We start from the raw sequence: 26,220 nt of genomic DNA, 5'->3' as shown, positions 1-26,220 counted from the left end.
ATGACATGACTCGCGAAAAGCCTCAGGCACCCGAACCCACCGCCAACTACCCCGCGCACCCGCACGAGGAGATGAAGCGGCAGGTTGAAGAGAAGTTCGATCCCGGTCTCGCGGGCGAGATCGCCGACGAGTGGACGAACATCGGGTCGACGTTGACCGATCTGGCGGTGGACTTCCAGGTCATCGTCAACGGCTCGCAGAACGCCTGGACCGGAAGCGCGGCGGAGGGGGCTCGGGCTGCGCTGGCGAAGGTGGGCGAGTTCAGCGACCTGACCGGTGACCACTTCACGGCTACGGGCACGGCGCTCCACTCGCAGACCACGGCGGCGTCCGAGGCGAAGGCGCGGATGCCGGAACCCGTCTCGTACGACCCGAAGAAGATGTTCACCGACGCCATCAGCAGCGGCAACATCGTGGAGCTGGCGGCGCTGCCCTTCACGATGCCCATGCAGAAGGCGAAGTCGGACGGCGCCAAGGCTGAGGCCATCCAGGTGATGCAGTCCCGCGACGACGCGATGCGCTCGGCGACCAGCTCGATGCCCGCGTTCGCCGAGATGCCGACCGTCACCCAGGAGCAGGGCGTCGCCACCAGCAACACCAACACCTCCTCGGTCAACACGCACACCGTCGAGCCGACCAGCAGGGTCGGCAACGGAACAGGCACCACCGGAACGAGCAACACCGGGACGGGTAGCAGCGGCACGACGAATGCGTCGTGGGCCCCGCCGCCCACCGTCACGCCGCCGCCACCCGTCGCGCCGCCGGTCAACCTGCCGCCCGCCGGCCCACCCGCGCCGCCCATCACCCCACCGTGGGCGATGCCACCCGGCACCAAGCCGCCCGGCAGCACGCCGGGCAGGCTGCCGGCCCAGCCAGGCAGGCACGTCCCACCGCCCACCACCCGCCCACCCGGCAGCGGCACGCCCGGACGCAACCCCGGGGGGACAGGCAGGACCGGCGGGCCGGGTGGACCAAGCGGAACGGGCGGCGGACGTCCGGGGATGCCAGGCGGCCCCGGTGGCATGTCAGGCGGCGCGGGACGCGGCGGCTTCGGCCCGATGGGTCCGATGGGCCCCGTGGGCTCAGGCGGCCAGAGCGGGTTCGGCCCGACCGGAACGCCCAACCACGCAGGCGCACCGGGCCAAGGCGGACGCGGCGGCGCGGGCGCGCCCGGCGCGATGGGCGCGGGCATGGGCGCGGCCGGCGGTCAAGGGCAGGGGCAGGGCGGAGAGGACCTTGAGCACAAGGCCAAGTACCTCATCCCCACCGACGAGTACTTCGACGACAACCGCCTCGTCTCCCCACCCACCATTGGCGAATAACACCGCATGAGCACCATCGCGAGGCTGTCCCTGCCCGCCTTCGAGGTCCTCTGGGAGGACCTGCGGGCCGGGGCGGCCATCCCGTACCCCTTCGACATCACCCAACACGGCACGACGCTGGACGAGCGCGCCCGCATCCGCAACGACGTCCACGCCGACCTGGAACGCCGAGGTCTGGCGAGGCGCGGCCGTCCGGAACCGGAGCTGGAAGACGCCCTGCGCCTCCTGGCCACCCCGGACACGTCGATCACCGTCATGGGCATGGTCGACGTGGCCGAAGAACACCTGGTCCGCGCACTGGTGGCCGCCCGTGGCCGTTACGCCGTCCGAGCCGTCCAAGAAGACGACGGCGTCCGGCTGGACCTCCTCCGAGAAGTCGGCCTCGCCCAAGCAGCGCTGAACGTCCTGCCCGCACGACCACCGGGACCGGGCCGACCGGTCACCGTCCCGGCCTCCGCCCTCACCCAGCAGCGGCACGGCCGGCAACCCGGACACGACGACGTCCGCGCCCTGAGGGAAATGCTGGCCGGCCCCATCACGGGCACCGGCCACTTCACCGCCCAACCACGGGGAACGGCCGTCACCTGGATCGACACCCCGCGCGGCCGGTACGCGAGCATGGGCACCGAGTGGCTCACCGTCGCACCCGCCGACCACACCGGCCTGGTGCGCAGGATCAGCCAGGCACTCGCGCCTCAAGGCCGGTGACGAAGGCGTTCAACGCCAGCTCGAAGCTGTCGTGGTCGAGTTCCCGGGCCACCGCGGGCAGCAAGTGGGCCTTGTCCAGGTTCGGGTACCGATCCCGGTAGAACGTCTGGTCCTCCGAGAACCCGCTGGAGAACGAGCTCAGCGCCGCCCCGAACACCAGGTACATCAACGACGCCGCGATCATGGTCGCCTCCCGCCGCGACCACCCCGCCGATACCAGCCCACCGTGCACGACGTCCAGCCGGCGCAACGACGCCTCCCGGTGCGCCGGCCCGTAAGCCAGGAACGGCACGATGTTGGGGTGCGCGGCCAACGCCGCCCGGTAGGAGCGCGCGCAGCTGAGCAGACCGTGCCGCCAGTCACCGCCCTCGAACCCCGACACGTCGACGTTCTCCAGGATCCCCGCGGCCACGTCGTGCAGCAGGTCGTCCTTCGTGCTCACGTGCCCGTACAGCGACGCGGCCTGAACGCCCAGCTCAGCGGCCAGCTTGCGCATGGACAGGCCGTCCAGCCCATCCCGGTCGATGATGTGCAGTGCGGCGGTCCGGATGCGCGAGGCACTCAGGATCGGGCTCCTCGGCATTGTCCGCTCCCCTTGCCTGTGGTCGATTCCGCGCCTAGGTTAGATAACCTAACACCGTTCGGTTAGGAGGTCACCCCAGTGGATCTGCGCATCCCGGACGAACACCGCCAACTCGTGGACCTGGCCCACCGGTTCACCGAGGAGCAGATCGTCCCCCACGCCGCCCGCTGGGACCGCGACGAGGCCATCGATCGTGACCTCGTGCCCGCGCTCGGCGAGGTCGGCTTCCTCGGCCTGGGCATCCCGGAAGAGTACGGCGGCTCGGGCGGCGACAACTTCGCGTACTGCCTCGTCCTGGAGGAGATCGCCCGCGGCGACTCGGCGGTGCGCGGCATCATCTCCGTCTCCCTGGGCCTGGTCGGGAAGACCATCTTCAAGAACGGCACCGAACAGCAAAAACAACGGTGGCTCCCCGGACTGTGCTCGGGCGGGAAGCTCGGCTGCTTCGGCCTCACCGAGCCCGGCACCGGCTCCGACGCCGCCTCCCTGGCCACCAAGGCCGTCCGCGACGGCGACGACTGGGTGATCACCGGCCGGAAGGTGTTCATCACCAACGGCACGTGGGCCGACGTGGCGTTGATCTTCGCCCGCACCGGCGGTCCCGGCCCCAAGGGCATCACCGCGTTCCTCGTGCCGACCGACTCCCCCGGCTTCCAGGCCACCGAGATCCACGGCAAGCTCGGCATGCGCGGCCAGGCCACCGCCGAACTCACGCTCGACCAGGTCCGGGTGGGGGACGACAGCCGCATCGGCGACGAGGGCACGGGCTTCAAGCTGGCCATGGCCGCCCTCGACCGGGGACGGATGTCGGTCGCCGCCGGCTGCGTCGGCGCCGCCCGTGGCGCGCTGGAGGCCAGCCTCGAGTACGCCAAGGAACGCGAGCAGTTCGGCAAGCCGATCGCCGGTTTCCAGCTCGTGCAGGAACTCCTGGCCGACATGGCCGTGGAAACGGACGCCGCCAGGCTGCTCACGTGGCGGTGCGCGGACCTCGCCGACCGCGGCGAACCGTTCGGCACGGAGGCGTCCATGGCGAAGCTCTACGCCAGCGAAGCCGCCGTCCGGGTGGCGAACAACGCCATCCAGGTGTTCGGCGGGTACGGGTACATCGACGAGTACCCGGTGGGCAAGTACCTGCGGGACACCAGGGTCACGACGCTCTACGAGGGCACCAGCCAGATCCAGAAGTTGCTCATCGGCCGGGCGCTGACCGGCATCAACGCGTTCATGTAGACGGGTAGAGGGAGGACGGCATGGACTTCACGCTCGACGAGGAGCAGAAGGAGATCCGCGACTGGGTGCGGACCTTCGTGCGCAAGGAGGTGACGCCGCTCGAACCGGAGGTGCTGCGCCGCGAACGCCTGGGCGAGCCCGGCCTGACCCGGGACGAGCTGAAAGAGCTCCAGGACAAGGCGAAGGCGGCGGGCTTCTTCGGCGTGCTCACGCCGACGGAGTACGGCGGCATGGGCCTCGGCGCGCTCATGACGGCGCTCGTGGAGGCCGAACTGGGCCGCTCGTTCGTCCCGTTCCGCTTCGGCGGCTACGCGGACAACATCCTGTTCCACGGCAACGAGGAGCAGAAGCAGCGCTACCTGGTGCCGACGATCTCCGGTGAACGCGTGTCGTGCTTCGCGATCACCGAGCCCGGCGCCGGGTCGGACGCCAAGGCCATCCGCACGTCCGCCCGCAAGGAGGGCGGCGACTGGGTGATCAACGGCGAGAAGACGTTCATCACCCAGGGCAACGAAGCGGACTTCGCGATGGTGTTCGCGGTGACCGACAAGGAGAAGGGCGCGGACGGCGGCGTCACCTGCTTCCTGGTCGACCGGGACATGGGATGGAAGTCCGAGCCCATCCCGACCATGGGCCAGTGGGGTCCGGCCGCGCTGGTGTTCGACAACGTCCGGGTGCCCGAGGAGAACGTCCTCGGTGAGGTGGGCAAGGGCTTCCACCTGGCCATGCAGTGGATCGGCCAGGGCCGCTACCTGCTCCCCGCGCGCGCGATCGGCTCGTGCGAGCGACTGGTCGAGATGGCCATCGAGCAGGCCAACAACCGGGTCACGTTCGGCCAGCCCATCGCCGAGTACCAGGCCATCCAGTGGATGATCGCCGACTCGGCGACGGAGATCGAGGCACTGCGCTGGCTCGTCCTGCACGCCGCCTGGCTGGTCGACCAGAAGGCGGACTCACGGCAGGCGCAGTCGATGGCGAAGCTCTACGGCGGCATCAAGGCCAACGAGATCGTGGACCGGGTCCTCCAGATCCACGGCGGCATGGGCTACACCCGGGAGCTGCCGATCGAGCGGTGGTACCGCGAACTCCGGCTGCTGCGCATCTACGAGGGCACGGACGAGATCCAGCGCCGCACCATCGCCCGCAACCTCCTCAAGGGGCACGCGAAGGTGACGGGAACGCTGGGCTGACAACGCTTTCGCCGCCGGAGGGCTGCCCGCCATCAGCCCTCCGGTCCCGCACGCCACGTCGACCCGGCCAGACCACGTGCGTGCGCTGCGTGCCGGACGACCGTGAGCTGATCTCGAAGAACACCCTGGCGCTCTCCGCGCTCTCCGAACTGAGCCGGAAACCGCCCTCCACGCCGTCGACCTCGGCACGATCGGCGTAGGCCAGGCCGTAGCCCGCGACGCGCGCGTCCTCCGCCTCGCCGTACTCCTCCACGATCCCGAACAGCCTCGGCGCCTCGCTGACCGCGAGTTGGTGCATGAGGCGGGTGAACTCTCCCCCGGTCCGAGGTTCCCAAGCCGCCAAGGCTCCGAACGTGACGATCCAGGTCCTCCCGTTCACCGCCGGCGCTCACCCCGGGATGCCAGGCCGGTTCGTCGTGATGGACTTCCAGGCGCCGGACTCGACCGGGTCGGTCAGCCCAGGCTGGTGAGCATCTGGGCGCAGACGCGGGCGAGGTGCTTGCGCATCACGTCCGAAGCGCGGGACGGGTCGCCGGCGGCGATGGCGGTGACCAGGGCGTCGTGGTCGTCCAACGACGCCTGCTGGTGCGGCGGGTCGTCCCGCAGGCCACTGCGCAGCAACACCACCCGCTGCTGCACCAGCCGCACCTGCTCGGCGATCCGAGGGCTGCGCGCCGCGTCCAGCAACGCCTGGTGGAACGCCAAGTCCAGCCGGTACGGGAAGCGCTCGCCCGCCGAGTACGCCCGGCGCGACTCCTCACAGACAGCCCGCAGCCGGACCACGTCCGCGTCGGACCGCCGTGACGCCGCCAGCTCGGCCGCCGCGCACTCCAGCGCCGTCCGCAGCTCGAACAGGGCCTGCACGTCGGCGGCGTCGGCCTCCGGCACGGAAGCGCCCCGGTGCGGCGCGAGCACGAGCAGCCCTTCGGACGCCAGGTGTCGGATCGCCTCGCGCAGCGGTCCGCGCGAGATGCCGAGCCGTTGGGCCAGCTCGACCTCGTTCACCCGCGCGCCGGGCAGGATGTCGCCCGTCAGCACCAGCTCGCGGAGCACGTCCACGGTCTGACCGGCCAAGCTCATGTGCAACGGCGGTGTCATGAACGTCTCCTAGCGCCAGGCAACCCACGCCATGTTAACTGTCGACAGTTGGCAGCGTATCGAGGAGGGTCGCGTGGCACACGAACTGGTCGCCGAGGTGTGGCGGGGTGAGTTCCTGGAGTCCGTGCACCACGGCTCGGTGATCGCCGTGGACGGGTCGGGCCGCGAGGTGTTCGCCGTCGGCCGCCCGCACGACACCACGTACCCGCGCTCGTCGAACAAGCCGATCCAGACGTTGGCCATGCTCCGGCACGGCCTGGACCTCGACGGCGAACTCCTCGCCCTGGCCTGCGCCAGCCACTCCGGTGAGGACTTCCACATCGAGGGCGTCCACCGGATCCTCGAACGGCACGGACTGGACGAAACCTCCCTCCAGTGCACCCCCGACCTGCCGATCGGCGAGGACGCACTCAAGGCGCACCTCGCGGCCGGCCGGACCAAGGCCCCGAAGTACATGAACTGCTCGGGCAAGCACGCCGCCATGCTCGCCACGTGCGTCGTCAACGACTGGTCGACGCACGACTACCTCGACCCGACCCACCCCCTCCAGCGCGCCGTCCGTGACACCCTGGAGGAACTGGCCGGTGAACGCATCGGCGCCGAGGGCGTGGACGGGTGCGGCGCGCCGCTGTTCGGCATCAGCCTCACGGGCCTGGCCAGGGCTTTCAGCACGCTGGCACGAGCGACGGACGGCCCGCAGCAGCGGATCGCGCAGGCGATGAACCGCCACCCGGAGTGGGTCGGCGGGACGAACCGCGACGTCACGAAGCTGATGCGGGCGATCCCCGGCGCGGTGGCCAAGGACGGCGCCGAGGGCGTCTACGCGATCGGTCTGCCCACCGGTGAGGCCGTGGCGTGCAAGATCGCGGACGGCTCCAGCCGCGCGCGGGCCGTGGTGCTGGTGGCCGCCCTGCGTCGGCTCGGCGTGCACGCGCCGGACGAGCTGGCCACCTTCCCGGTGCTCGGCCACGGCCGTGCGGTGGGGGCGATCAAGCCCTCACCCGTCCTCGTCGGTTGACCCTGCCCAGCGGCTGAACCACCCATTACGCTGAGGTCATGGCCAGCGCCAGAGCCGCCGACGGACCCGACGAGCGCCCACTGGGCGACCTCGACGACGAGCTGATCGGCCTCGACCCCGACGACCCCGAGACCAAGGCGTTCGCCGAACACCTCGGTCGGATGAAGCAGCAGCCCCCGAGCCTCACGATCGAGGGGTCGCTGGCGGGGGTCGCGCAGTTCGCGGACTCGGCGAACCGCGCGGGCGGTCTGCGCAGGCAGCTCGCGGTCGTCGTGGTGAGCCTGATCCTGCTGGGTGTGGCGGTCAGCGTCTGGTACTACCTGGGCGACCTGATCTCGGTTTTCTTCGGGTGACTTTCGACTAACCTTGAGGTATGGAACCTGTCGTCGGCGCCACCCCGAAGGTGGTCCACTCCGAGCTGGAGTGGCGGGAGATCCTGAACCCCAAGGAGTACGCGGTGCTGCGCGAGGCGGGCACCGAGCCCGCCTTCGTCGGTGAGTACACGGACACCAGGACCGAAGGCGTCTACGCCTGCCGCGCGTGCGGGGCCGAGCTGTTCCGCAGCGAGACGAAATTCGACTCGCACTGCGGTTGGCCGTCGTTCTTCTCGCCGGCGGACGCCGACACGGTGATCCTCCGGGAGGACCGGGCCATGGGGATGGTCCGGACGGAAGTGTTGTGCGCCACATGCCACAGCCACCTCGGGCACGTTTTCGAGGGTGAGGGCTATGCGACGCCGACCGACCAGCGGTACTGCATCAACTCCATCAGCTTGCGTCTGGTCGAAAGCCCGGCCGGTCCAGCAGACTGAAGTCGCTACTCCGAATGATGACGAGATCGACACCAGGAGGAATCATGCGCATCTTCAAGGGCACCGACGGTGAAGGCTCGGGCGGCGTGGACGGCGCTTCGTCCTCCTGACGTCCGCTTGACGCCACCGGGTCGTGAACCCTAAGGCTTGCTAAAGACCCCTTGCCGGGGTGTGACGCGGAGCACACGATTGCCTCCTAGCTGGTGGACCTCTGGTTCCACCGAGGCCCACAGGGGGTGGACCGTGGAGCGACCGTGGGGGCTTTCGGGCCCGGAATTCCTGGAGTTGTACTGGATCGCGCTGGCGCTGGCGCTGGGGTTCGCGATCCTCGTCCGAGTGCGCCTGCGCGGGACGCGGGGAGTCGTCCCCGCAGGTGCGCTCGGCCTGCTGGACATCGCTTACCTGACCGGCGGGCCGCGACGGGTGGCCGAGACCTCCGTGGCAGGCCTCCTGTCCGCGGGCACGTTGGTGCCCGCGCGCAACGGGTCCGTGCGGATCGCCGGTCCCGCCGTTCCCGCTCATCCGGTCGACAAGGCCGTGCTCGCCGACGCGACCCGGTACAAGTACCGGACGTTGACGCTGCTCATCACGTCGGTGTCGGAGCGGAACGCGACTCTCGCCGTCGGCCGTCGACTGTCCTCACTGGACTACCTGGTCGCGCCGGAAGTGGTGAGGTCCCGGTTGCGGACCGGTGTGGTGCCGATGGTGCTGTTGTTCTTCGTCGGCGTGGTGCGGTGGGTGAACGGGCTGGTGATCGGCGCGCCCGTGGGGTGGTTGACGCTCCAGCTCGTGCTGACCGGGGTGCTGGTCGCGCTGCTGGTGAAGGTGCGTCCGACGCTCACCGCCCTGGGTCGTGAGGCGGTGGCGGAGGCTCGCGCGTCGACCGGCGGGGCCGGCTCCGCGGACGCCGCCGGGTTGGTCGCCCTCAACGGTTTCGACGCTCATCCGGACGTCTTGCTGCGTGCTGCGGTCCGGACGCCGCCGCGTTCCCGGGCTCGTGGCCGGAAGCGTGCGGCTTCGAGTGGGGCTTATGCCGGCGGGACGTACTCCGCGACGAGCAGTGGTGGGTGCGGCACCGGTTCCAGCAGTTGCAGCAGCAGTGGCAGTAGTTGCGGTGGGGGCGGCTGCGGCGGGGGCGGGACCTGACGGGCTTGCAGCTTCGCCGATCCGGACCGTTCCGGCGGGATGGCTCCTAGGGTGACGCCCATGACGTTCTCGTCGACGTTCCTGTGGTGGTACGGCCCGGCGCTGGTCGCCGCGGTGGTGGTGGGCCTGCGGTTGAAGCGGGTCGCCGGCGGCCTGGTGGACCGGCCGTTGACGTTCGAGGAGATCGGCTACCTCGGCGGTGGGCCCGTGCGCGCGGTCGAGGTGGCCGTGTCGGGGTTGGTGGCCGAGAACCGGGCGAGGGTGTCCGGTTCGACGGTCGCGGCGGTGCCCGGTGTCGAGCAGCCGGTGACCGCGTTGCAGTCGGTCGTGCTGGCCCACCTCGACCGGCCTCGGGATCTGGACGAGCTGGTGGTGGGTGCGGCCACCAGCGGACCTGCCCGGCACATCGGACGACGTCTGGTGGCGGGTGGTCTGCTGGTGTCGCCTCGACGACGTCTGGTGCGGGCATCGCTGGCCGTCGTGCCGCTGGCCTTGCTCGCTGTGGTGGCTGTTTTCGCAGGTCCAGCCGGTTGGCAGACGATCACCGCGTTGTCCGTGACCGGTGCGCTCGCGGTCCTGCTGCTGTTGGGTCCGCCGCCCGTTCTCACCAGGAGGGGCACGCGGGCGTACGAGGAGGCGACGGCGGGACTGGCCCCGGTGGACCCGGCCGAGATCACCGCGCGCTACGGCCTGACGCGAACCTCCGCTCCCGCGCCATCACCCGAGCCGCCGCGCGAGTCGACCCGGGTGGCCACGGGAATTTTCGACGGTGAACGGGTGGAACCGATCGCACCTGCGGAAACGTCCCAGCATCCGCTTCCCCGGCGCAGGCGTGCCGTGGTCGTCGAACCTCAGCGCTGGCAGCGCCGGAACGGGTTGCTGGTGGCCGGCGGGTGGTTCGCGGGTGGTTGGTTGGCCGCGCAGTGGTTGGAGGGTGATGACGGTGGCGAATACATGGACACCGACTACGGCGGGTTCGGCGGGTTCGACGCCTGATCCCCGGGACGGCCGGGCCGGCTCGGCGCACGGCGGGCTGGGGCCGGAGGAGCAGGCTTTTCTGGTCGGCGGTCCGGGCCGGGCGGCCGAGGTGGCGGTGGTGTCGCTGGCAGAGGCCGGCGCACTGCGAATCTCCCGCGACGGCCTGGTCACCCCCGTCCAGTCCAACAGCCTCCCGCGCACCTCGCTCCAGGCCCGCGCCCTCCACTCCCTCCCCCGCCCACTGGGCGCCCTGGTCACCGCCACGGCGGGCAGCCCCGAAACGGTCGAGCTGCGGCAGCACCTGATCAACCAGGGCCTGGTGGTCCCGGCCGGACGTCGGCGCGTGGCGCGGACTCTGCGGCGGGTGGTGGTGCTGGCGGCCGTGCTCGCGGTGTTCGCGACGATCGCGCTGGACCTGCCGTTCGGGGTGGCCGGCGGAGCGGTGGTGGGTGCGCTGGCGCTCTCCGTCGTGCTCACCCGCGCGCGGCGTCCGCTGACCGGGTCGGGCCGGGCGGTGGTGCGCCAACTGCGGCAGGCAGCGGCGAGCGCGGCGAGCGCGGTGGGGCCGCAGGGCCGGGTCGCGATGGTGGCGTACTACGGGTTGCTGGGCCGGGTCGGGCGGCAGCACGTGTGGAAGTTGCTGGGCATCGCGCCGGCAGCGGCGGCGACGCTTCGGCGGCGGTCGCGGGGGCAGGGGTCGGCTGCGGGCGCGTCGTGCGGCGGTGGGTGTGGCAGTTGCTCCAGCAGCAGCTGTGGTGGTGCCGCCAGTTCGGACAACGGCGGCAGTTCCGGCTCGGACAGTGGGAGCAGCGGCTCGGACAGCGGTGGGTCGTCGTGTGGTGGGGGCGGGGGTGACTGATCGAGCGGCTTGTCCGGCGGCTGATCGAGCGGCTGACCTGGTGACTCTCGGGCGGCCGATCAGGCAGCTGTCGGGCCACTGGTCCGGGGGTTGGGCGGACCGGTGGGGTTGCCGGGCTCCTTACTCTGTCAACGGAGTGGCGGTAACAGTGTTTCCGTACATATTCCGGTGATGATCACCCAATAGTGTTCGGCGGGCGCGCAAACCTGAAGATCAGCACGGTAGCAGCGGGAAGGGCGGGTCGCTCGTGGAGAAGCTGGGTGTCGGGATCGGCTGGCGGCCGGAGATCGACCTCACCGTGGAACGGCTGCCCGGCGTCGACTTCGTGGAGGTCGTCGCGGAGAACCTGCACGTCTCCCACCTGCCCGAATCCATCCTCCTCCTCCGCGAGCGCGGCCTCCCGGTCCTCCCGCACGCCGTTTCCCTGTCACTGGGCGGCGCGGAACCGGTCGACCGCGCCAGGGTCGCCCACCTGGCCGCACTCGCCGAAGCCCTCGACGCCCCGCTGGTCAGCGACCACGTCTGCTTCGTCCGCGCCGGCGGCCTGGACTCCGGCCACCTCATGCCACTGCCCCGCACCCGCGACGCCCTCGACGTCCTGGTCGCCAACGTCAAAGCCGCCCAACAAGACCTCCCGGTCCCCCTCGCCCTCGAGAACGTCGCCGCGCTCCTCGAATGGCCGGACGGCGAGCTCACCGAAGGCCAGTTCCTCGCCGAACTGGTCGACCGCACCGACTGCCACCTCCTGATCGACGTCGCCAACCTCTACGCCAACGCCCGCAACCTCGGCACCGACGTCACCCGCTTCCTGGACGAAATCCCCCTCGAACGCCTCGCCTACGTCCACGTCGCCGGCGGCGAGGAGCACCAAGGCGTCTACCACGACACCCACGCCCACGCCGTCCGCCCGGAAGTGCTGGACGTGCTCGCCCGACTCCGCGCGCGAGTCGACCCGCCGGGCGTCCTCCTCGAACGCGACGACCACTACCCCGCCGACGCCGAACTGGCCGACGAACTGGCCGCGATCCGGGCAGTGCTGGCATGACCCAACCCCAGCGGGATCGGCTGGCGGCGGCGCAGGCCGGGCTGCTGCGGGCGTTGATGGCCGACGGCGCTCCACCGCCCGGGTTCGACGAAGACCGGTTGCGCATCGAGAAGCGGGCCTTGCGCAACAAGCGGCGCGGGATCGTGGAGATGCTGCGGCCCGACGTGGCCGACGAGTTGGGCGACCGGTTCCGGCCGGTGTTCGACGCCTACGCCGAAGCCCACCCGAAGGAGGACGGGGTCCGCTTCCGGGAGGACGCGGCCAGGTTCGCCGAGTGGGCCGTCGCGCAAGGACACCTCCCGCCGCCGAAGAAGAAGCGCTGGTGGCACCGCGCAACGCAGCAACCTGACCGCCCACCGCCTTCGTCCCCGTGACATGTGGAAACGGACCTGGCCCCTGGGCGTCCCGTTGCCGGCCACCGCGTGCGGCACGTCGAACGTCGGCGGGAGCACGACAGCCTGCACGGCGATCGGCACGCTCGTCGGTGTCAGCGTGGACGTGGAACACCCCCGACGTCGTGTCCGGGCCGATCGAGGTTCGCTGGGACGGCCGCTGTGCAGTCCCGTCGCTGGAGCTGCACCCGTCGACCGAGGTCGCCGAGAGGACGTGCACCGGCACGGGCCCGGACGACTCGTGCGGCGCACGGCTGGAGCAGGCGAAGGGGGCGCAGGGGTTCGCACCGATCCCGGACCTGCCCGCCAAGCCCGTCACGGCCACCCTGCGATTGCTGGACCACTCCACATCTCTGCTGGTGGACCGCCACATCGCCCTGCACCCGGACATGGTCTACCCCAACGGTCCGGGCTGCCCAGCAGGTGGTCCGCGAGCAGGCACCTCCGTTGATGCCCACGGCGCAGTGACCGAGCGGTAGGGGAACCGCCGACTCCGCCGAATTGGTCGAGATCATTCCGTCCGGGGGGGCATTCGCTCGGGGGGCATTCGCTCGGACGGACGTCTCCTGTCGTCAATAGTGCGACTTCAAGTGATCGGTAGCTGGGCTGATCGAGTGACGGACTACCCACGAAAAGACGCTGAACTCACCATTCCTGGTGGATAGCGTCGAAGTCGTTGGGGGTTCCGACTGTTCTGGCTGTTTCCGCCGCCTCGGGTCAGCGGCGCCTTCCGACTGCGCGTCCTTCCACCGCGCACACCGAATCCGGGAGGGCATCTGTGCTGACCGCGAGATCACGGCGAGCCGTCTGGGCCGCGCTGGCCGCCGCCGGCCTCGTCGCCACGACGGCCACGGGGGTGGCCGACGCGACCTCGGATCCGGCGCACCCCGACACCGGCGGCACGACCGTGACCCTGATCACGGGTGATCGGGTCGTGCTGCGCGGCGCGGGGTTCGCCTCGGTGGAGCCCGGTCCCGGCCGCGAACGGGTCGGCTTCCACACGTTCCACCGCGACGGGCGGCTGCACGTCGTCCCGCGCGACGCGGCCCGTGCGCTCGCGGACGACAGGCTCGACCCGCGCCTGTTCGACGTGACGGGCCTCGTGGACGCGGGTTACGACGACGACGCGCGCGACACCACGCCGCTGATCATCACCGGTGGCCGGCCGCGCACCGGCGTCCACGTCACCCGCGCCCTGCCCGCCGTCGACGCGGTGGCAGTGGAGAGCACGAAGTCCGACGCCACCACGACGTTCCGGTCCCTGGTGGACGACCCGGCCGTCGAGAAGGTCTGGCTGGACGGTCTGCGCCACCCCAGCCTCGACCACTCCGCCGCCCGGATCGGCGCGCCCACCGCCTGGCAGGCCGGGCACACCGGCGCGGGTGTGAAGGTCGCCGTCCTCGACACCGGCGTCGACCAGCAGCACGCCGACCTCGCGGGCAAGGAAGTCGCCGAGCGCAACTTCACCGACGAACCCGACGCCGCCGACCTGGTCGGCCACGGCACGCACGTCGCCGCCACCATCGCCAGTGCCGGTGAGCAGTACCGGGGTGTCGCACCGGACGCGCAGCTCCTCGACGGCAAGGTGTGCGCCGTCCGCGGCTGCGCGGAGTCGTGGATCCTCGGCGGCATGCAGTGGGCCGTCGACCAGGGCGCCGACGTGGTCAACCTCAGCATCGGCGGCGAGGACACCCCTGGCATCGACCCGCTCGAAGAGGCCGTGAACACGCTGTCCGCGGCGAGCGGCACGTTGTTCGTCATCGCGGCGGGCAACTCGGGCCCCGGCCGCGGCGGCACGATCTCCTCGCCCGGCAGCGCGGACGCCGCGCTCACGGTGGGTGCGGTGGACCGGCAGGACGGCATCGCGCCGTTCTCCAGCCGTGGTCCGCGGATCGGCGACGGCGCGGTCAAGCCCGACATCACCGCGCCGGGCGTGGAGATCGTCGCGGCCAAGTCCTCCACCGGCCGGACCGGTACCCCCGTCGGCGACGGGCACGTGTCCATGTCGGGCACCTCGATGGCCGCCCCGCACGTCGCGGGCGCGGCGGCGCTCATCGCCCAGCAGCACCCCGACTGGACCGGCGCGCGGATCAAGGCGACGCTCATGGCGTCGGCCCGGCACAACGCGGTGCTGACGCCGTTCGACCAGGGAACCGGCCGGGTCGACGTCGCCGAAGCCCTCACCACCACGGTGACGTCCGAGCCCACCAGCCTGGCGATGGGGTCCCAGCCGTGGCCGCACACCGACGACACCCCGGTCACCAAGGAGCTGACGTACCGCAACAGCGGCGCGGACCCGGTCACGTTCCCCGTCTCGGTCGAGGCCGGGAGCCGGCTCGGCGAGCCCGCACCCGCCGGCATGTTCACCGTCACGCCGGCAACGGTCACCGTCCCGGCGGGTGGTGAGGCGAAGGTAGCCGTCACCGCTGACACCGGGGTCGGCACGGTCGACGGCGTGTACTCCGGCGCCGTCGTCGCGGGCGACGTCCTGCGCACACCCATCAGCGTCGACCGCGAGGTGGAGAGCTACGACGTCACCACGACATACGTCGACGCGAACGGCGAGGCGTCCGCGCAGTACAGCGGCATCGTGATGGGCCTGGACAACGGCTTGGTCAAGTCCCTCGGGGGCGCCGGCAACACCCTCACCACCCGCCTGCCCAAGGGCGAGTACATGATGACCGCCAACGTGACGACCGGTGACCCTGCGGACGGCCGGATCGCCATGCTGTTCCAACCGTCGCTGTCGGTCACCGAGAACACCTCGGTCACCTTCGACGCCCGCACCGCCGAACCCGTCAGGATCACCGCGCCCGAACCGGACCCGACGCCGGGGTTCGTCGAGTTCCGGATCACCCGCGCCTACCACGACACGCGGTACGCGCTCGGCACGACGTTCTCCGACGGGGTGCCCGACGGCTTGACGCTCGGCGGCGTCGGTCCGGCGCTGCCGGACGACCAATTCCACTTCATGGTCGCGAACCAGATGAACGGCACGCCGGTCGGCACGACCGCGGTGCGCTACCGGTTCGCGTGGATCGAGCGCGGCCAGGTGCCGACGGGTTTCGTCCGGACGCCCGCGCGGCGTGACCTGGCGGAGGTGCGGACGAAGTTCGGACACACGCCGGCCGGGCACAAGGTCGCCCACGGCGCCGCGCCGATCGCACCCGACGGCGCCAGTCCGATGGGCACGCTGTTCCCCGTGCCGGAAGGCGGCGACGCGGTCGACTACGTGACCGCCGAGGGCCTCCGGTGGCGTTGGCTGATGACGCAGTCGGACACCGTGGACGGTTTGGTAGCCGAGTACTCGATCGAGGACCGCGCCTACCGCAACGGCCGCATCCACGAGGAGCGGTTCGCCTTCCCGGTCTTCGGTCCCGGGCTGCCGCCGTCCCGCTACGACTACCTCGCCCGACTCGGCGACGACATCACCGTGCGGGTGCCGATGGTCAACGACGCCGCGAACAACCTCGGCACCACCCTCTACGCCACCGCCCGCACCACCCTCTACCGCGACGGGCAGCGGGTCGGCGAGACCCCGTACCCCGGTGGGCGGTTCACCGTGCCGGCCGGCCCGGCCGGTTTCAGGGCCGAGATGGATTTCGTCCGGGCGCCGGGCGTCTCCGAGTTCAGCACACGCGTCACCGGCGCGTGGACGTTCCGCTCCGACACCGTGGCCGGTGGGGCGACGCGCAAGTTGCCACTGACGGTGGTGCGGTTCGCTCCCGGGCTCGACGCCGGCGGCGGCACGCCCGCGGGTCGGGTGTTGCGCATCCCGCTGACCGTGCAACAGCAGGAGGGCGCGGACAACGGCCGCGTACGGGAGGTGCGGGTCGAAGTGTCGTTCGACGACGGCGGGACGTGGTCCGCGGTCCCGGTCGTCGGCGGCGCGGCACTCGTGCGCAACGCCGACCAGGCGTGCTTCGCGTCCTTGCGGGCCAAGGGATCCGACAGCAAGGGCAACACGTTCGAGCACTCGGTGATCCGGGCATACCGGGTCACCGGCTGACCGGCGGGGAGGGGCGTCCACCCGGACGCCCCTCCTCCCGTCACGGCAGGTTGGCGACCAGCTCGGAGGCCGGGACGCGGGTGCCCGTGTAGAACGGGATCTCCTCGCGCACGTGCCGCCGCGCTTCGGTGTTCCGCAGGTGCCGCATCAGGTCCACGATGCGGTGCAGCTCGTCGGCCTCGAACGCCAGCATCCACTCGTAGTCGCCGAGCGCGAACGACGCGACCGTGTTCGCCCGCACGTCCGGGTAGTCCCGCGCCTCCTTGCCGTGGTCGGACAGCATGCGGCGGCGGTCCTCCTCGGGCAGCAGGTACCACTCGTAGGACCGCACGAACGGGTACACGCAGACGTACTTGCGGGGGTCCTCGCCCGCGAGGAACGCCGGGATGTGGCTGCGGTTGAACTCGGCGGGCCGGTGCAGCGCGACCTGGCTCCACACCGGGGTGGACGCGCGGCCCACGGCGGTGCGGCGGAAGCCGGTGTAGGCGTGCTGGACCTGCTCGATCTCCTCGGCGTGCCACCAGATCATGTAGTCCGCGTCCGCCCGCAGGCCCGCCACGTCGTACACACCGCGCACCACGACGCCCTTGGACTCCAAGCCGTCCAGGTACTCCTGCGCCTCCGACGCGGCCGGGCCGCGGTCGTCGGGCAGGCGGCCGGGCTCCACCCGGAAGACCGACCACATGGTGTAGCGGATGGTGTCGTTGAGCTCGGTGAAGTTCAGGCGGGCCATGCCGTCAATCCTCTCACTCAGCGAACCTGGCCGAGCACGTGAGCGGCGACACGGGCCGCCGCGGCGTCCGCCGTCGCGATGCACGCGGGGATGCCGACGCCGTGCAGCGTCGCGCCCGCCACGGCCAGTCCGGGCACGTCGGCGACCGCGTCCTCGATGTCCCGGACCAGGTCCAGGTGGCCCACGCCGTACTGCGGCAGGCCGCCGCCCCAGCGCGTCACGACGGTGTCGATGGGCTGGGCGGTGATCCCGGTCAGCTGGTGGAGGTCGTGCCGGACCGCCGCGACGAGGTCCTCGTCGTCCCGCTGCACCAGGTGCGTTTCGCCATGCCGTCCGACGCTGCCGCGCACGAGCACCGGTTCACCGGCGAGGTGCGCCCACTTGCGGCTGGAGAAGGTGAACGCCTTCGCGGTGAACGGGACGCCGTCCGGCGCCCGTTCGCCCTCGGCCAGCAGCACGCCGGAGCGGTCGGGCAGCTCGGTGCCGGGCGGCAGGGCCAGCGACACCAGCGCCATCGACGCCAGCTCGACCTCGGCGTAGCGGCGGGACGCGGCGGGTGCGACGTCGGCGAGCAGTTTGCGGGACGCGGGCGCGGGCACCGCGAGCACCACGCCGTCCACGTCGAGGTGCCGGGGCGCGGCGGCGGAGCCGATCTCCAGCCGCCAGCCGCGCTCGCGACGGGTCAGGGCGCGCACCGGCAGGCCCAGCCGGATGTCCGGTTCCGCCACCTCGGCGAGCCGGGTCACCAGGGTCTCCAGGCCGGTTCGGAGCGTGCCGAAGACCGGCGGTCGGGTGACCCTCGGTTGGGGTGGCGCGGGCATCGCGGTGGCGGCGGCGGCCAGCAGCGAGCCGACGCCGGAGTCCAGCGCGCAGGCCAGTTGCGGCATGGTCGCGCGCAGGCCGAGGACGTCCGTGCGGCCCGCGTACACACCGCCCAGGAGCGGCCCCACCAGGCGTTGCCCCACCTCGGGGCCGAACCGTTCGGTCAGCAGCGCGCCCACGGCGACGTCCGCGCCGTCGAGGCGGATCGGCGGCAGGTCGGGTTCGGCGGCGACCCGGCGCAGGCCTTCGCTGGACAGGACCTGGCGCACCGATTCCACCGAAGCGGGGACGCCCATCAGGGTGTGCGCGGGCATCGGCCGGGTGTCGCCGTCGGCGTGGATGCTCGACGGCGCCTTCGTGGGGTGCGCGAGCTGGTCACCCAGGCCGATCTCGGCGATCAGGTCGGCGGCCTCGGGGCGGCGGTGCAGGAACGCTTCCGCGCCCACGTCGTAGGCACGGCCGCCGACCTCGGCGGTGCGCAGCTTGCCGCCCAGCCGGTCGGTCTGCTCCACCACGGTGATCTCGGCCGACGGGCCGAGCAGCTGGCGCAGCCGGTGCGCGGTGGCCAGGCCGGAGATCCCGCCCCCGACCACCGCGACTCGCAGCGCTCTCATCACCGTGCCGTCACCCCTGCTGGTGCACCAGCTCGACGGCCCGCGTGATCATGTCCGGATCGGTGTCGGGCAGCACGCCGTGACCGAGGTTGAAGATGTGGCCGGCGGCGGCCTCGCCCTCGCGCTTGATCCGCTCGACCTCGCCTTCCAGCGCGGGCACGCCCGCGAACAGCAGGGCCGGGTCGAGGTTGCCCTGCACCACCGGTTTCGGCAGGTGGGGTGCGGCCTTCTCGAGTCGCTGGACGGCGACGTCCAGCGGCGTGCGCCAGTCGACGCCCACCACGTCCGCGCCCGCCTCGCGCATCGCGGGCAGCAGCTCGCCCGTGCCGACGCCGAAGTGGATGCGCGGCACACCCGTGACGCCCTGGAGCACCCTGGTCGAGTGCGGCAGGACGAACTCGCGGTAGTCGCGCTCGGACAGCGCGCCCGCCCACGAGTCGAACAGCTGCACCGCCTTCACGCCCGCCTGGACCTGCACGCGCAGGAACTCCGCGGTGATGCCGGCCAGCCGGTCGAGCAGGGCGTGCCACAGGTCGGGGTTGCCGTGCATGAGCGCCTTGGTGCGCTCGTGGTGCTTGCTCGGGCCGCCTTCGACCAGGTAGGAGGCGAGGGTGAACGGCGCGCCGGCGAAGCCGATCAGCGGCACGTCGCCGAGCTCCTTGTTCAGCAGCCCGATCGCCTCGACCACCGGCTGCACCTGCTCCTCGTGCAGCTCGGGGAGCGCCTTGACGTCGGCCTCCGTCGCGATCGGGTGGGCCACGACCGGTCCGGTGCCCGGCACGATGTCCAGGTCGACACCGGCGGCCTTGAGCGGCACGACGATGTCGGAGAACAGGATCGCGGCGTCCACGTCGTGGCGGCGGACGGGCTGCATGGTGATCTCGCAGACCATGTCCGGGTCCATGCAGGCGTCCAGCATCGCGGTGCCTTCGCGCAGCTTGCGGTACTCCGGCAGGGAGCGGCCCGCCTGGCGCATGAACCAGACCGGGGTGCGTGACGGCCGGCCGCCGCGCGCCGCGACCAGCAGCGGCGCTCCGGCTTCGGACCCGGCCTCGGTGGCGGCTTCGGCTTCGGCTTCGGTGATGTCGTTCATCTCGTTCCCCATCGTCCCACGCGGTGGACGGGCGGCGTCTTGAGGTCCGGCGTGCCGCGCTCACGTTCCGGGGTTCAGGGGCCTACAGTCCGTGGTGTGACGGAGCCCGAACTGTTCCAGCGGGCGGTGGCGACGCTCCGGTCGGTGCGAACCCGACCCGAACTGGAGTTGACCGAGGTGCGCCCGCCGCAGCGGCTTGCGCCTTGGTCCTTCGCGTTGACCGCGGAGGTGACCGGGCCCGCCGACGAGTTGTCCACCGGACGGCTGGTGCTGCTGCACGACCCCGAGGGGGTCGAGGCCTGGTCCGGCGTCTTCCGGCTGGTGGCGTACGTGCGGGTGGAGTTGGACGCCGAACTGGCCGCCGACCCCCTGTTGCCCGAGGTCGGCTGGTCGTGGCTGGTGGAGGCGCTGGAGGTGTCCGGCGCGGCGTTCCTGGCGCTGGGCGGCACCGTGACGCAGACGTCGTCGGCCCGCTTCGGCGACATAGCCGGCCCCGCGCGCACGGACGACATGGAGCTGCGCGCGTCCTGGACCGCCGAGACCGCCGAACTGGCCGCCCACGGCACCGCGTTCTTCGACCTCATGGCCACCGCCGTGGGCCTACCCCCGGTAGGCGTGACCACCCTCCGCTGACCCCACCGGCAGTCTCGCGGTGCCCGACCGGACGACTCGCGCGTGAGAGCGCTCCCACCACGCGAGTCGTCCACTCCGGCACCGCGAGTCGCGCGCTCGGACACCACGAAGCCGCCGGCCGCGCACGGCGGCGGCCAGGTGGCCAGGGTCAGTCGTTGGCGCGGAGGACGCGGAGGACGTTGCGGCCGGCGAGCTTGGCGCAGTCGTCCTCGCTCCAGCCCCGGTCCAGCAGCGCCCCGATCAGGCTCGGGTAGCACGACACGTCCTCCATGCCCTCCGGCAGGTTCCGCGTCCCGTCGTAGTCGCCGCCCAGCCCGATGTGGTCGATGCCTGCCACCTCACGCGCGTGCTCAAGGTGCGCGATCACGTCGTCCATCGTCACGCGAGGCGTCGGGCCGGCGTCCGGCCAGGCGTCGATGAACCGGTGCCGGGCGTCGAGGTCGTTGTGGCTCTCCCCCGCCGCGTCCATCGCGTCCTTCAGCCGGGCGTCCCACTCCGCGTACGGCCGCGACACGAAGTGCGGCACGAACGTCACCATGCACACGCCGTCGTTGTCCCTGAGCCGCCCCAGCACGTCGTCCGGCACGTTGCGCGGGTGGTCGGCGACCGCCCGGCACGACGAGTGGCTGAACACGACCGGCCGCGACGACACGTCCAGCGCGTCCCGCATGGTCGACGCCGCCACGTGCGACAGGTCGACCAGCATCCCGATCCGGTTCATCTCGCGCACGACGTCCCGCCCGAAGTCGGACAGCCCGCCGTGCACCGGCTCATCGGTCGCCGAATCCGCCCACGGCGTGTTCTCGTTGTGAGTGAGCGTCATGTACCGCACCCCGAGCCGCCGCAACGCCCGCAGCACGTCCAGCGAGCCGTTGATGCTGTGCCCGCCCTCCGCGCCGATCAGCGACGCTATCCGCCCGTCCCGGAACGCCCGTTCGGCCTCGTCCGCCGTGGTCGCGATCCGGAGGTGCTCCGGGTAGCGCGCGGCGAGGTCGTGGACCAACTCCACCTGCTCCACGACGGCGGTGACGGCTGCGGCGCCCGCCAGTCGGCAGGGGACCCAGACGGACCAGAACTGCATCCCCAACCGGCCGTCGCGCGCCCGCACCAGGTCGGTCTGCAACGCCGGCTGCCGCGTCGTCAGGTCGATGACCGAGACGGCGGCGGCCAGGTCACCGGGTGTTGACTTTTCACCGAGTTGTCCCTCGGTGGCGAGATCGCGCAGTGCCCAGGGCAGGTCGTTGTGCCCGTCGATCAGCGGCACGCGGGCCAGCAGTTCCTCGGCCCGCGCTCGACCCGTGGTGCTCGCCACCCGCAACTCCTAGATGTCGTCGTGAGAACCGCTCGCGTTACGCGCTCTATCGAGTTGTCAGCCGATCGTGTGACAACAAGAGCGATCAGTGACAACTCATTGGGGATAGATACCCGATTGATCGTCCCGTAGACCCGCTTGGGCGGCTACGCTGCCCCAGACGACACCACTTTCGGTCGATCAGTGGCGCGGCTGATTGGACGAAAGTCCCGGTGCCGGTCGGGGGGCACGACCGACTCCAGGGAGGTAGTGACGTGGCTGCCGTCGGCTTAGGTCAGGCCGTTCGTACCACGCCAGCCGGCTCGTTGCCGGCGAACATGGTCCCGCACCCGCGGGAGGAGCTTTTTTCAGTGCTGGTGGTCGACGACCACCCACTGCTGAGGGAGGCGATATCGGCTCGGCTCACCCAGATGGGAGCCGGGACAGTGCATGAGGCGGCTTCGGTCGCGGAGGCTCGGGCGCGGGCACTCGCGACAGGACCGTGCGATCTCGCGATCCTCGATCTGGGCCTGCCGGATGGCACCGGCATCGACCTGGTCACGGAACTCCGTGCCCAGGGCTGGCCCCGCATCGTGGTGCTCGCGTCCTCCGATGACCCCTATGCGGTCAGGTCGGCCTTCCAGGCGGGCGCTCAGGCGTACCTGCTGAAGTCCGCCTCGCCGATGGTGGTCACCGACGGGGTGCGCAGGGTGCTCGATGGTGGCGTTTACGCAGATCCGAGCGTTGCGCCCGTGCTTGCTGCGGGCACGAGGGTGCCGGGCACCGACAACACGCCGCGGGAGCTGTCCGCGCGTGAGGTCGAGGTCCTCCAGCTGGTCGCCGATGGCCAGAGCAACAAGGAAATCGGCGAAGCGCTCAGCCTTTCCGCGCTGACGGTGAAGTCTCACCTGTCGCGGATCGGGCGCAAGCTGGGCACCGGGGATCGGGCTCAGATGGTGGCGCTGGCCATGCGTGCCGGCGTGATCCGCTGAGCAGGTCGGCACACTGAACCGGCCGAACACACCCGCGAGTGGTGCGTTCGTCGTAGGGTCTTCCGCCGTGGACGTACCCTCCGACGAGCCAACCGAACCAACCGGTGCTGATCCGGTGCCGCTGGTGGAACCCGCTGACGGTGTTCCGCCTGTCGTCGCCGACGCACCGTCGCTCCGGCGTGCCGCTGATGCGCTCGCCGGAGCGACGGGTCCGGTTGCGGTGGACACCGAGCGAGCCTCGGGATACCGCTACTCGCAACGGGCCTACCTGGTGCAATTGCGCCGGGCAGGCGCCGGGACCGTGCTGGTCGATCCGATCGCCCTTGGCGGCCGGATAGACCCGCTGGTCGAGGCGCTGGACGGGACCGAGTGGGTGCTGCACGCGGCGTCGCAAGACCTGCCGTGCCTCGCCGAACTCGGGCTTCGTCCGAGCGTGTTGTTCGACACCGAGCTGGCGGGCAGGCTGGCCGGGTTCGAACGGGTGGCGCTGGGAACGCTCGTCGAGCGGCTTTTGGGCTACCGGTTGGAGAAGGGGCACGGTGCGGCCGACTGGTCGCGCCGCCCCCTTCCCGCCGACTGGCTCAACTACGCCGCCCTCGACGTGGAACTGCTGGTCGAGCTGCGTGACGTGCTCGAACAGGAGCTGAAGCGGCAGGGGAAGCTGGAGTGGGCGCTCGAAGAGTTCGAGGCCGCCCGCCTGGCGCCCCTGCCGCGTCCACGTGCGGAGCCTTGGCGCCGCACGTCGGGCATCCACCGGATCCGCAACCCCCGGCAGCTGGCCGCGGTGCGGGCGCTGTGGGAGGCCCGGGACGCGCTGGCCCGTGAACGCGACATCGCGCCGGGCCGGGTGCTGCCCGATGCGGCACTGGTCGACGCGGCCGTGCGCGCTCCGGCGGACGAGGCGGCGCTGTCCGCGCTCCCGGTGTTCCGGGGTCGGGCGCAACGCCGCATGGTCGGCGTGTGGCTGGGCGCGTTGCAGCGCGCCGCGGCGCTGCCGAAGTCCGAGCTGCCAGAGCCCTCACAGCAGCACGACGGGCCGCCGCCCGCCAACCGGTGGGCGGACAAGGACCCGGCCGCCGCGGCACGCCTGGCGGCGGCACGGACGGCGTTGACGGCGGTGGCCGAGGCGAACACCCTCCCGGTCGAGAACCTCCTGCTGCCCGACCTCGTGCGCCGCACGTGCTGGCAGCCGCCCGAGGACACCTCGCCCGAGGGCGTGGCCGCGGCCCTGCGAGCCGGCGGCGCCCGCAACTGGCAGATCACCCTCACCGCCGACGTCCTGTCGGAGGCCCTCACCCCCGAGTCCGACGACCCCGCGTGAGTCCTACGTCCGGAACGCGTGTGTCCTGCGTTCCGGACACCTGAGTTCACCGCTCGGAACACGCGGGTCCACCGCTCAGAACGCCCGGCGCAGGTCGTTCAGGACTTCCCCTGCTCGGGGTCGGCACCATCCGACCCCGAGCAGGACTCCGCCTCGACCTCCTCGGCACCGGCCCCTTCGGCGCCGGACTCCTCGGCTGCGAGCCGCCCCGACAGTTCACGCCGCGCCATGGCACGCACGGCCGCCATCGCCGCGTCACCCAGCACGGTTCCCACGACGACGCCTTCCAGCGCCTCGTCCTTCGTCTCCGCCGCCAGCACGTACTCCAGATCGGCCTCCGCCAACGGTATGGCGGCCCGCCCGAACCCGTCGAGCAGGTCCGCGAACCGCTCGTGGCCGACCTCCCGCGCCGTGGCCAGCACGCCGACCAACGCCTTGTGCGCGTACGACGCCGGACGGCACACCCACCCCTGCCGCTGCAGGAACGCCTCGACCTGCTCGTTCGCCACCTCGTCCTCGGCGCCCAGGTCCGGCAGCGCGACCGCGGCGGAGATCGTGCCCATCGCCTTGTATATGGACTTGGCCGGGTCGTCCAAAGCCGTCAGCACGTCGCGCACGGCCGCGATCGACAACCCGCCCAACTCGACCATCGCCCGCACGAGCCGCAGCCGGTGCAGGTGCGCGTCCGAGTACCGGGCCTGGTTGGGGCTGGTCAGCTCACCGGCCGGGAGCAGCCCCTCCCGCAGGTAGTACTTGATCGTCGGCACGGGCACGCCGCTGCGACGGCTCAACTCGGCGATGCGCATGGACACGTGCCCCTTCCTGAGACGACCCTCAGCATGGATACTGTAACTATCCGATAGTAGAAAGTGCTGCTATCCAAATGAGGAGCCGTCCGTGTTCCGCTTCCTTCGCCCGCACCCGCCGTTGATGCTGTTCTCCCTGCTGATGGTCGCCCTGATCCCGGTGTCCCTCGCGGGACTGATCATCGACGACCGGATTGTCGCGGGGTCCCCGATCTGGTTCAAGCCGTTCAAGTTCGCGGTGTCCTTCGCCCTCTACGGCGTCACCCTGGCGTGGATGCTCACCCTCACCACCAAGCTGCGCCGAACCGGCTGGTGGGCGGGCACCACGCTCGCGGTGGCCAGCGCCGTCGAGATGGCCCTCATCGTCGGCCAGGTGGTCCGGGGCACGCGGAGCCACTTCAACGTGGCCACCCCGTTCGACCAGGCGCTGTGGCGCGCCATGGGGATCACCATCGTGGTCGTCTGGGCCATGCACGCGCTGATCGCCATCGCACTGCTGTTCACGAGGTTCACGGAGCGCGCCACCGGTCTCGCGATCAGGCTCGGCACCGCCCTCACCCTGGTCGGCCTCGCACTCGGGTTCCTGATGATCGCGCCCGCGCCCGGCCAGGACAGCAGCGGCGGCGTCGTGGGCGCGCACAGCGTCGGCGTGCCCGACGGTGGACCGGAGATGCTGTTGACCGGGTGGAGCACCACGGGCGGCGACCTGCGAATCCCGCACTTCGTCGGCATCCACGCGCTCCAACTCCTCCCGCTGGCGGCAATGCTGTTCCGTCGGCGCGCGACCCCGCGGTTCGTCTGGGGCCTCGCCATCGGGTACGCGGGTCTGATCGCGCTGCTGACGTGGCAGGCGCTGCGCGGGCAACCGCTGCTGCGCCCGGACCTGCTCACCGCCCTGGGCGCGCTTGCCGTGCTCGCCTGGACCGCCGCAGTCGTCGCACGGGCACTGCGCGCAACCCCCGGCACGACTCCCGGCACGACTCCCGACAAGACCGACAAGACGGAGGCGGTGCGGACATGACCGGGTTCCTGTTCGAGATCACGTTCTGGCTCACCGTGCCGTTCTGGGGTTTGATGATCTTCGCCCCGAAGTGGTCGGTGACGGGCCGGGTCGTGTCGTCGCCGTGGATCGCAGTGCCGCCGTTGGTCGTCTACGCGGTCCTGGTCGCCGGGCACCTGCCGGAGTTGTGGGCGACGATGAGCAGTCCGGACCTGGACGCGCTGAGGGAGTTCATGGCCACGCCGTGGGGCGCCTCCGCGATCTGGGCACAGGTGCTCGCCTGGGACTTGCTGATCGGGGCGTGGATGTACCGGGAGGGCCGCCGCTTGGGACTGCACCCGCTGCTCATGGGGCCGCTGCTGACGTTCGCGATCATCATGTCCCCGTTCGGGTTCGGGCTGTTCCTGGCCATCCGCGCGTTCTGTGACACACCCGACAGGGGAGCCACGGTGGTTACCGGCCAGTAACGGGGTCTACAGTTGTGTTACCGATCGGTAGGAGTCGCGCCCCGCCGTTCGGGCGAATC

Annotated in this window: 28 protein-coding genes; 20 read left to right on the top strand and 8 right to left on the bottom strand. The window is 71.3% G+C overall.

Annotated features, from left to right (window positions below; genetic code table 11):
• Positions 1 to 5 precede the first annotated feature (5 nt).
• Together ACRAKI_RS08865 and ACRAKI_RS08860 are read left to right on the top strand one after the other, a co-directional pair.
• On the top strand, positions 6 to 1,322 hold the full coding sequence (locus ACRAKI_RS08865) for a hypothetical protein (protein ID WP_447006568.1): 1,317 nt from the start codon (positions 6 to 8) through the stop codon (positions 1,320 to 1,322).
• A 6-nt stretch (positions 1,323 to 1,328) separates the two neighbouring features.
• Positions 1,329 to 2,030 (top strand): ESX secretion-associated protein EspG, encoded by a 702-nt coding sequence (locus ACRAKI_RS08860; protein WP_447006567.1) that lies wholly within the window; start codon positions 1,329 to 1,331, stop codon positions 2,028 to 2,030.
• Here ACRAKI_RS08860 and ACRAKI_RS08855 read toward each other — a convergent pair.
• On the bottom strand, positions 1,999 to 2,613 hold the full coding sequence (locus tag ACRAKI_RS08855) for a TetR/AcrR family transcriptional regulator (RefSeq protein WP_447006566.1): 615 nt from the start codon (positions 2,611 to 2,613) through the stop codon (positions 1,999 to 2,001). The two genes, ACRAKI_RS08860 and ACRAKI_RS08855, sit on opposite strands and share 32 nt — an antisense overlap.
• A gap of 78 nt (positions 2,614 to 2,691) precedes the next feature.
• Here ACRAKI_RS08855 and ACRAKI_RS08850 point away from each other — a divergent pair, with 78 nt between their 5' ends.
• Positions 2,692 to 3,843: an acyl-CoA dehydrogenase family protein gene (locus ACRAKI_RS08850; protein ID WP_447006565.1), complete on the top strand. Its 1,152-nt coding sequence runs from the start codon at positions 2,692 to 2,694 to the stop codon at positions 3,841 to 3,843.
• A 20-nt stretch (positions 3,844 to 3,863) separates the two neighbouring features.
• The gene (locus ACRAKI_RS08845; protein WP_447006564.1) at positions 3,864 to 5,033 is read left to right on the top strand and encodes an acyl-CoA dehydrogenase family protein; all 1,170 of its coding nucleotides are present in this window, start codon (positions 3,864 to 3,866) and stop codon (positions 5,031 to 5,033) included.
• On the opposite strand, the gene ACRAKI_RS08840 is transcribed toward ACRAKI_RS08845, so the two are convergent.
• Positions 4,996 to 5,331, bottom strand: coding sequence for a hypothetical protein (locus tag ACRAKI_RS08840; RefSeq protein WP_447006563.1), 336 nt, complete (start codon positions 5,329 to 5,331; stop codon positions 4,996 to 4,998). The genes ACRAKI_RS08845 and ACRAKI_RS08840 overlap by 38 nt on opposite strands.
• On the opposite strand from ACRAKI_RS08840, the gene ACRAKI_RS08835 reads away from it, so the two are divergent.
• Entirely contained in the window at positions 5,330 to 5,503 is a 174-nt protein-coding gene (locus tag ACRAKI_RS08835; protein WP_447006562.1) for a Scr1 family TA system antitoxin-like transcriptional regulator, read from the top strand. The genes ACRAKI_RS08840 and ACRAKI_RS08835 overlap by 2 nt on opposite strands.
• Here ACRAKI_RS08835 and ACRAKI_RS08830 read toward each other — a convergent pair.
• Positions 5,487 to 6,131 carry a GntR family transcriptional regulator gene (locus ACRAKI_RS08830; protein ID WP_447006561.1) on the bottom strand — a complete coding sequence of 215 codons (645 nt, stop codon included), beginning with the start codon at positions 6,129 to 6,131 and terminating at the stop codon, positions 5,487 to 5,489. The genes ACRAKI_RS08835 and ACRAKI_RS08830 overlap by 17 nt on opposite strands.
• A gap of 73 nt (positions 6,132 to 6,204) precedes the next feature.
• Between ACRAKI_RS08830 and ACRAKI_RS08825 the strand changes: the two genes are divergently transcribed.
• From ACRAKI_RS08825 to ACRAKI_RS08780, 10 genes are all read left to right on the top strand, one after another.
• On the top strand, positions 6,205 to 7,149 hold the full coding sequence (locus ACRAKI_RS08825) for an asparaginase (RefSeq protein WP_447006560.1): 945 nt from the start codon (positions 6,205 to 6,207) through the stop codon (positions 7,147 to 7,149).
• A gap of 38 nt (positions 7,150 to 7,187) precedes the next feature.
• Positions 7,188 to 7,502 carry a hypothetical protein gene (locus ACRAKI_RS08820; protein ID WP_447006559.1) on the top strand — a complete coding sequence of 105 codons (315 nt, stop codon included), beginning with the start codon at positions 7,188 to 7,190 and terminating at the stop codon, positions 7,500 to 7,502.
• A 20-nt stretch (positions 7,503 to 7,522) separates the two neighbouring features.
• On the top strand, positions 7,523 to 7,960 hold the full coding sequence (gene msrB / locus ACRAKI_RS08815) for a peptide-methionine (R)-S-oxide reductase MsrB (RefSeq protein WP_447006558.1): 438 nt from the start codon (positions 7,523 to 7,525) through the stop codon (positions 7,958 to 7,960).
• A 243-nt stretch (positions 7,961 to 8,203) separates the two neighbouring features.
• Entirely contained in the window at positions 8,204 to 9,106 is a 903-nt protein-coding gene (locus ACRAKI_RS08810) for a TIGR04222 domain-containing membrane protein (protein WP_447006557.1), read from the top strand.
• Positions 9,107 to 9,166: 60 nt separating this feature from the next.
• Positions 9,167 to 10,102, top strand: a complete 936-nt coding sequence (locus tag ACRAKI_RS08805; RefSeq protein ID WP_447006556.1) for a TIGR04222 domain-containing membrane protein — start codon at positions 9,167 to 9,169, stop codon at positions 10,100 to 10,102.
• Complete coding sequence (locus ACRAKI_RS08800) at positions 10,050 to 10,943, top strand: TIGR04222 domain-containing membrane protein (protein WP_447006555.1); 894 nt, start codon at positions 10,050 to 10,052, stop codon at positions 10,941 to 10,943. Before ACRAKI_RS08805 ends, ACRAKI_RS08800 begins: the two co-directional genes overlap by 53 nt.
• A gap of 247 nt (positions 10,944 to 11,190) precedes the next feature.
• Entirely contained in the window at positions 11,191 to 11,988 is a 798-nt protein-coding gene (locus tag ACRAKI_RS08795) for a DUF692 domain-containing protein (RefSeq protein WP_447006554.1), read from the top strand.
• Entirely contained in the window at positions 11,985 to 12,362 is a 378-nt protein-coding gene (locus tag ACRAKI_RS08790) for a hypothetical protein (protein WP_447006553.1), read from the top strand. The genes ACRAKI_RS08795 and ACRAKI_RS08790 overlap by 4 nt, the downstream gene beginning before the upstream one ends.
• A 110-nt stretch (positions 12,363 to 12,472) precedes the next feature.
• On the top strand, positions 12,473 to 12,859 hold the full coding sequence (locus ACRAKI_RS08785; protein ID WP_447006552.1) for a hypothetical protein: 387 nt from the start codon (positions 12,473 to 12,475) through the stop codon (positions 12,857 to 12,859).
• 299 nt (positions 12,860 to 13,158) lie between these two features.
• Positions 13,159 to 16,389, top strand: a complete 3,231-nt coding sequence (locus tag ACRAKI_RS08780) for a S8 family serine peptidase (RefSeq protein WP_447006551.1) — start codon at positions 13,159 to 13,161, stop codon at positions 16,387 to 16,389.
• Positions 16,390 to 16,429: 40 nt separating this feature from the next.
• Here the strand turns inward: ACRAKI_RS08780 and hemQ are convergent, their stop codons facing one another.
• The 3 genes from hemQ to hemE are packed head-to-tail and all read right to left on the bottom strand — an operon-like array spanning position 16,430 to position 19,651.
• Positions 16,430 to 17,122, bottom strand: a complete 693-nt coding sequence (gene hemQ / locus ACRAKI_RS08775; protein WP_447006550.1) for a hydrogen peroxide-dependent heme synthase — start codon at positions 17,120 to 17,122, stop codon at positions 16,430 to 16,432.
• Between the two features lie 17 nt (positions 17,123 to 17,139).
• Complete coding sequence (gene hemG / locus ACRAKI_RS08770) at positions 17,140 to 18,558, bottom strand: protoporphyrinogen oxidase (protein WP_447006549.1); 1,419 nt, start codon at positions 18,556 to 18,558, stop codon at positions 17,140 to 17,142.
• 10 nt (positions 18,559 to 18,568) lie between these two features.
• Entirely contained in the window at positions 18,569 to 19,651 is a 1,083-nt protein-coding gene (gene hemE / locus ACRAKI_RS08765; RefSeq protein WP_447006548.1) for a uroporphyrinogen decarboxylase, read from the bottom strand.
• Between the two features lie 96 nt (positions 19,652 to 19,747).
• Between hemE and ACRAKI_RS08760 the strand changes: the two genes are divergently transcribed.
• Positions 19,748 to 20,284 carry a DUF3000 domain-containing protein gene (locus ACRAKI_RS08760; protein ID WP_447006547.1) on the top strand — a complete coding sequence of 179 codons (537 nt, stop codon included), beginning with the start codon at positions 19,748 to 19,750 and terminating at the stop codon, positions 20,282 to 20,284.
• Between the two features lie 148 nt (positions 20,285 to 20,432).
• Here ACRAKI_RS08760 and ACRAKI_RS08755 read toward each other — a convergent pair whose 3' ends face one another.
• Entirely contained in the window at positions 20,433 to 21,596 is a 1,164-nt protein-coding gene (locus ACRAKI_RS08755) for a dipeptidase (RefSeq protein ID WP_447006546.1), read from the bottom strand.
• A 254-nt stretch (positions 21,597 to 21,850) separates the two neighbouring features.
• Here ACRAKI_RS08755 and ACRAKI_RS08750 point away from each other — a divergent pair, with 254 nt between their 5' ends.
• Positions 21,851 to 22,567: a response regulator gene (locus tag ACRAKI_RS08750; protein ID WP_015099292.1), complete on the top strand. Its 717-nt coding sequence runs from the start codon at positions 21,851 to 21,853 to the stop codon at positions 22,565 to 22,567.
• A gap of 67 nt (positions 22,568 to 22,634) precedes the next feature.
• Positions 22,635 to 23,888 (top strand): HRDC domain-containing protein, encoded by a 1,254-nt coding sequence (locus ACRAKI_RS08745; protein WP_447006545.1) that lies wholly within the window; start codon positions 22,635 to 22,637, stop codon positions 23,886 to 23,888.
• A 98-nt stretch (positions 23,889 to 23,986) separates the two neighbouring features.
• Here the strand turns inward: ACRAKI_RS08745 and ACRAKI_RS08740 are convergent, their stop codons facing one another.
• Complete coding sequence (locus ACRAKI_RS08740; protein WP_447008364.1) at positions 23,987 to 24,694, bottom strand: MerR family transcriptional regulator; 708 nt, start codon at positions 24,692 to 24,694, stop codon at positions 23,987 to 23,989.
• 91 nt (positions 24,695 to 24,785) lie between these two features.
• Between ACRAKI_RS08740 and ACRAKI_RS08735 the strand changes: the two genes are divergently transcribed.
• Together ACRAKI_RS08735 and ACRAKI_RS08730 are read left to right on the top strand one after the other, a co-directional pair.
• A complete protein-coding gene (locus tag ACRAKI_RS08735) occupies positions 24,786 to 25,715 on the top strand; it encodes a hypothetical protein (protein WP_447006544.1) in 930 nt (309 codons plus the stop codon).
• The gene (locus ACRAKI_RS08730; protein ID WP_447006543.1) at positions 25,712 to 26,161 is read left to right on the top strand and encodes an ABA4-like family protein; all 450 of its coding nucleotides are present in this window, start codon (positions 25,712 to 25,714) and stop codon (positions 26,159 to 26,161) included. The genes ACRAKI_RS08735 and ACRAKI_RS08730 overlap by 4 nt, the downstream gene beginning before the upstream one ends.
• Positions 26,162 to 26,220 lie beyond the last annotated feature (59 nt).

This window comes from Saccharothrix isguenensis (genome assembly GCF_052936305.1).
This window is presented reverse-complemented; position numbering and strand designations above follow the sequence as displayed.

Excerpts from the sequence above, each read along its gene's own strand:
- ACRAKI_RS08845 (WP_447006564.1), top strand. The coding sequence starts at position 3,864 with ATGGACTTCACGCTCGACGAGGAGCAGAAGGAGATCCGCGACTGGGTG.
- ACRAKI_RS08835 (WP_447006562.1), top strand. The coding sequence starts at position 5,330 with ATGAGGCGGGTGAACTCTCCCCCGGTCCGAGGTTCCCAAGCCGCCAAG.
- ACRAKI_RS08855 (WP_447006566.1), bottom strand. The coding sequence starts at position 2,613 with ATGCCGAGGAGCCCGATCCTGAGTGCCTCGCGCATCCGGACCGCCGCA.
- ACRAKI_RS08865 (WP_447006568.1), top strand. The coding sequence starts at position 6 with ATGACTCGCGAAAAGCCTCAGGCACCCGAACCCACCGCCAACTACCCC.
- ACRAKI_RS08860 (WP_447006567.1), top strand. The coding sequence starts at position 1,329 with ATGAGCACCATCGCGAGGCTGTCCCTGCCCGCCTTCGAGGTCCTCTGG.
- msrB (WP_447006558.1), top strand. The coding sequence starts at position 7,523 with ATGGAACCTGTCGTCGGCGCCACCCCGAAGGTGGTCCACTCCGAGCTG.
- hemQ (WP_447006550.1), bottom strand. The coding sequence starts at position 17,122 with ATGGCCCGCCTGAACTTCACCGAGCTCAACGACACCATCCGCTACACC.
- ACRAKI_RS08790 (WP_447006553.1), top strand. The coding sequence starts at position 11,985 with ATGACCCAACCCCAGCGGGATCGGCTGGCGGCGGCGCAGGCCGGGCTG.
- ACRAKI_RS08840 (WP_447006563.1), bottom strand. The coding sequence starts at position 5,331 with ATGCACCAACTCGCGGTCAGCGAGGCGCCGAGGCTGTTCGGGATCGTG.
- ACRAKI_RS08830 (WP_447006561.1), bottom strand. The coding sequence starts at position 6,131 with ATGACACCGCCGTTGCACATGAGCTTGGCCGGTCAGACCGTGGACGTG.
- ACRAKI_RS08820 (WP_447006559.1), top strand. The coding sequence starts at position 7,188 with ATGGCCAGCGCCAGAGCCGCCGACGGACCCGACGAGCGCCCACTGGGC.
- hemG (WP_447006549.1), bottom strand. The coding sequence starts at position 18,558 with ATGAGAGCGCTGCGAGTCGCGGTGGTCGGGGGCGGGATCTCCGGCCTG.
- hemE (WP_447006548.1), bottom strand. The coding sequence starts at position 19,651 with ATGAACGACATCACCGAAGCCGAAGCCGAAGCCGCCACCGAGGCCGGG.
- ACRAKI_RS08730 (WP_447006543.1), top strand. The coding sequence starts at position 25,712 with ATGACCGGGTTCCTGTTCGAGATCACGTTCTGGCTCACCGTGCCGTTC.
- ACRAKI_RS08740 (WP_447008364.1), bottom strand. The coding sequence starts at position 24,694 with ATGCGCATCGCCGAGTTGAGCCGTCGCAGCGGCGTGCCCGTGCCGACG.
- ACRAKI_RS08805 (WP_447006556.1), top strand. The coding sequence starts at position 9,167 with ATGACGTTCTCGTCGACGTTCCTGTGGTGGTACGGCCCGGCGCTGGTC.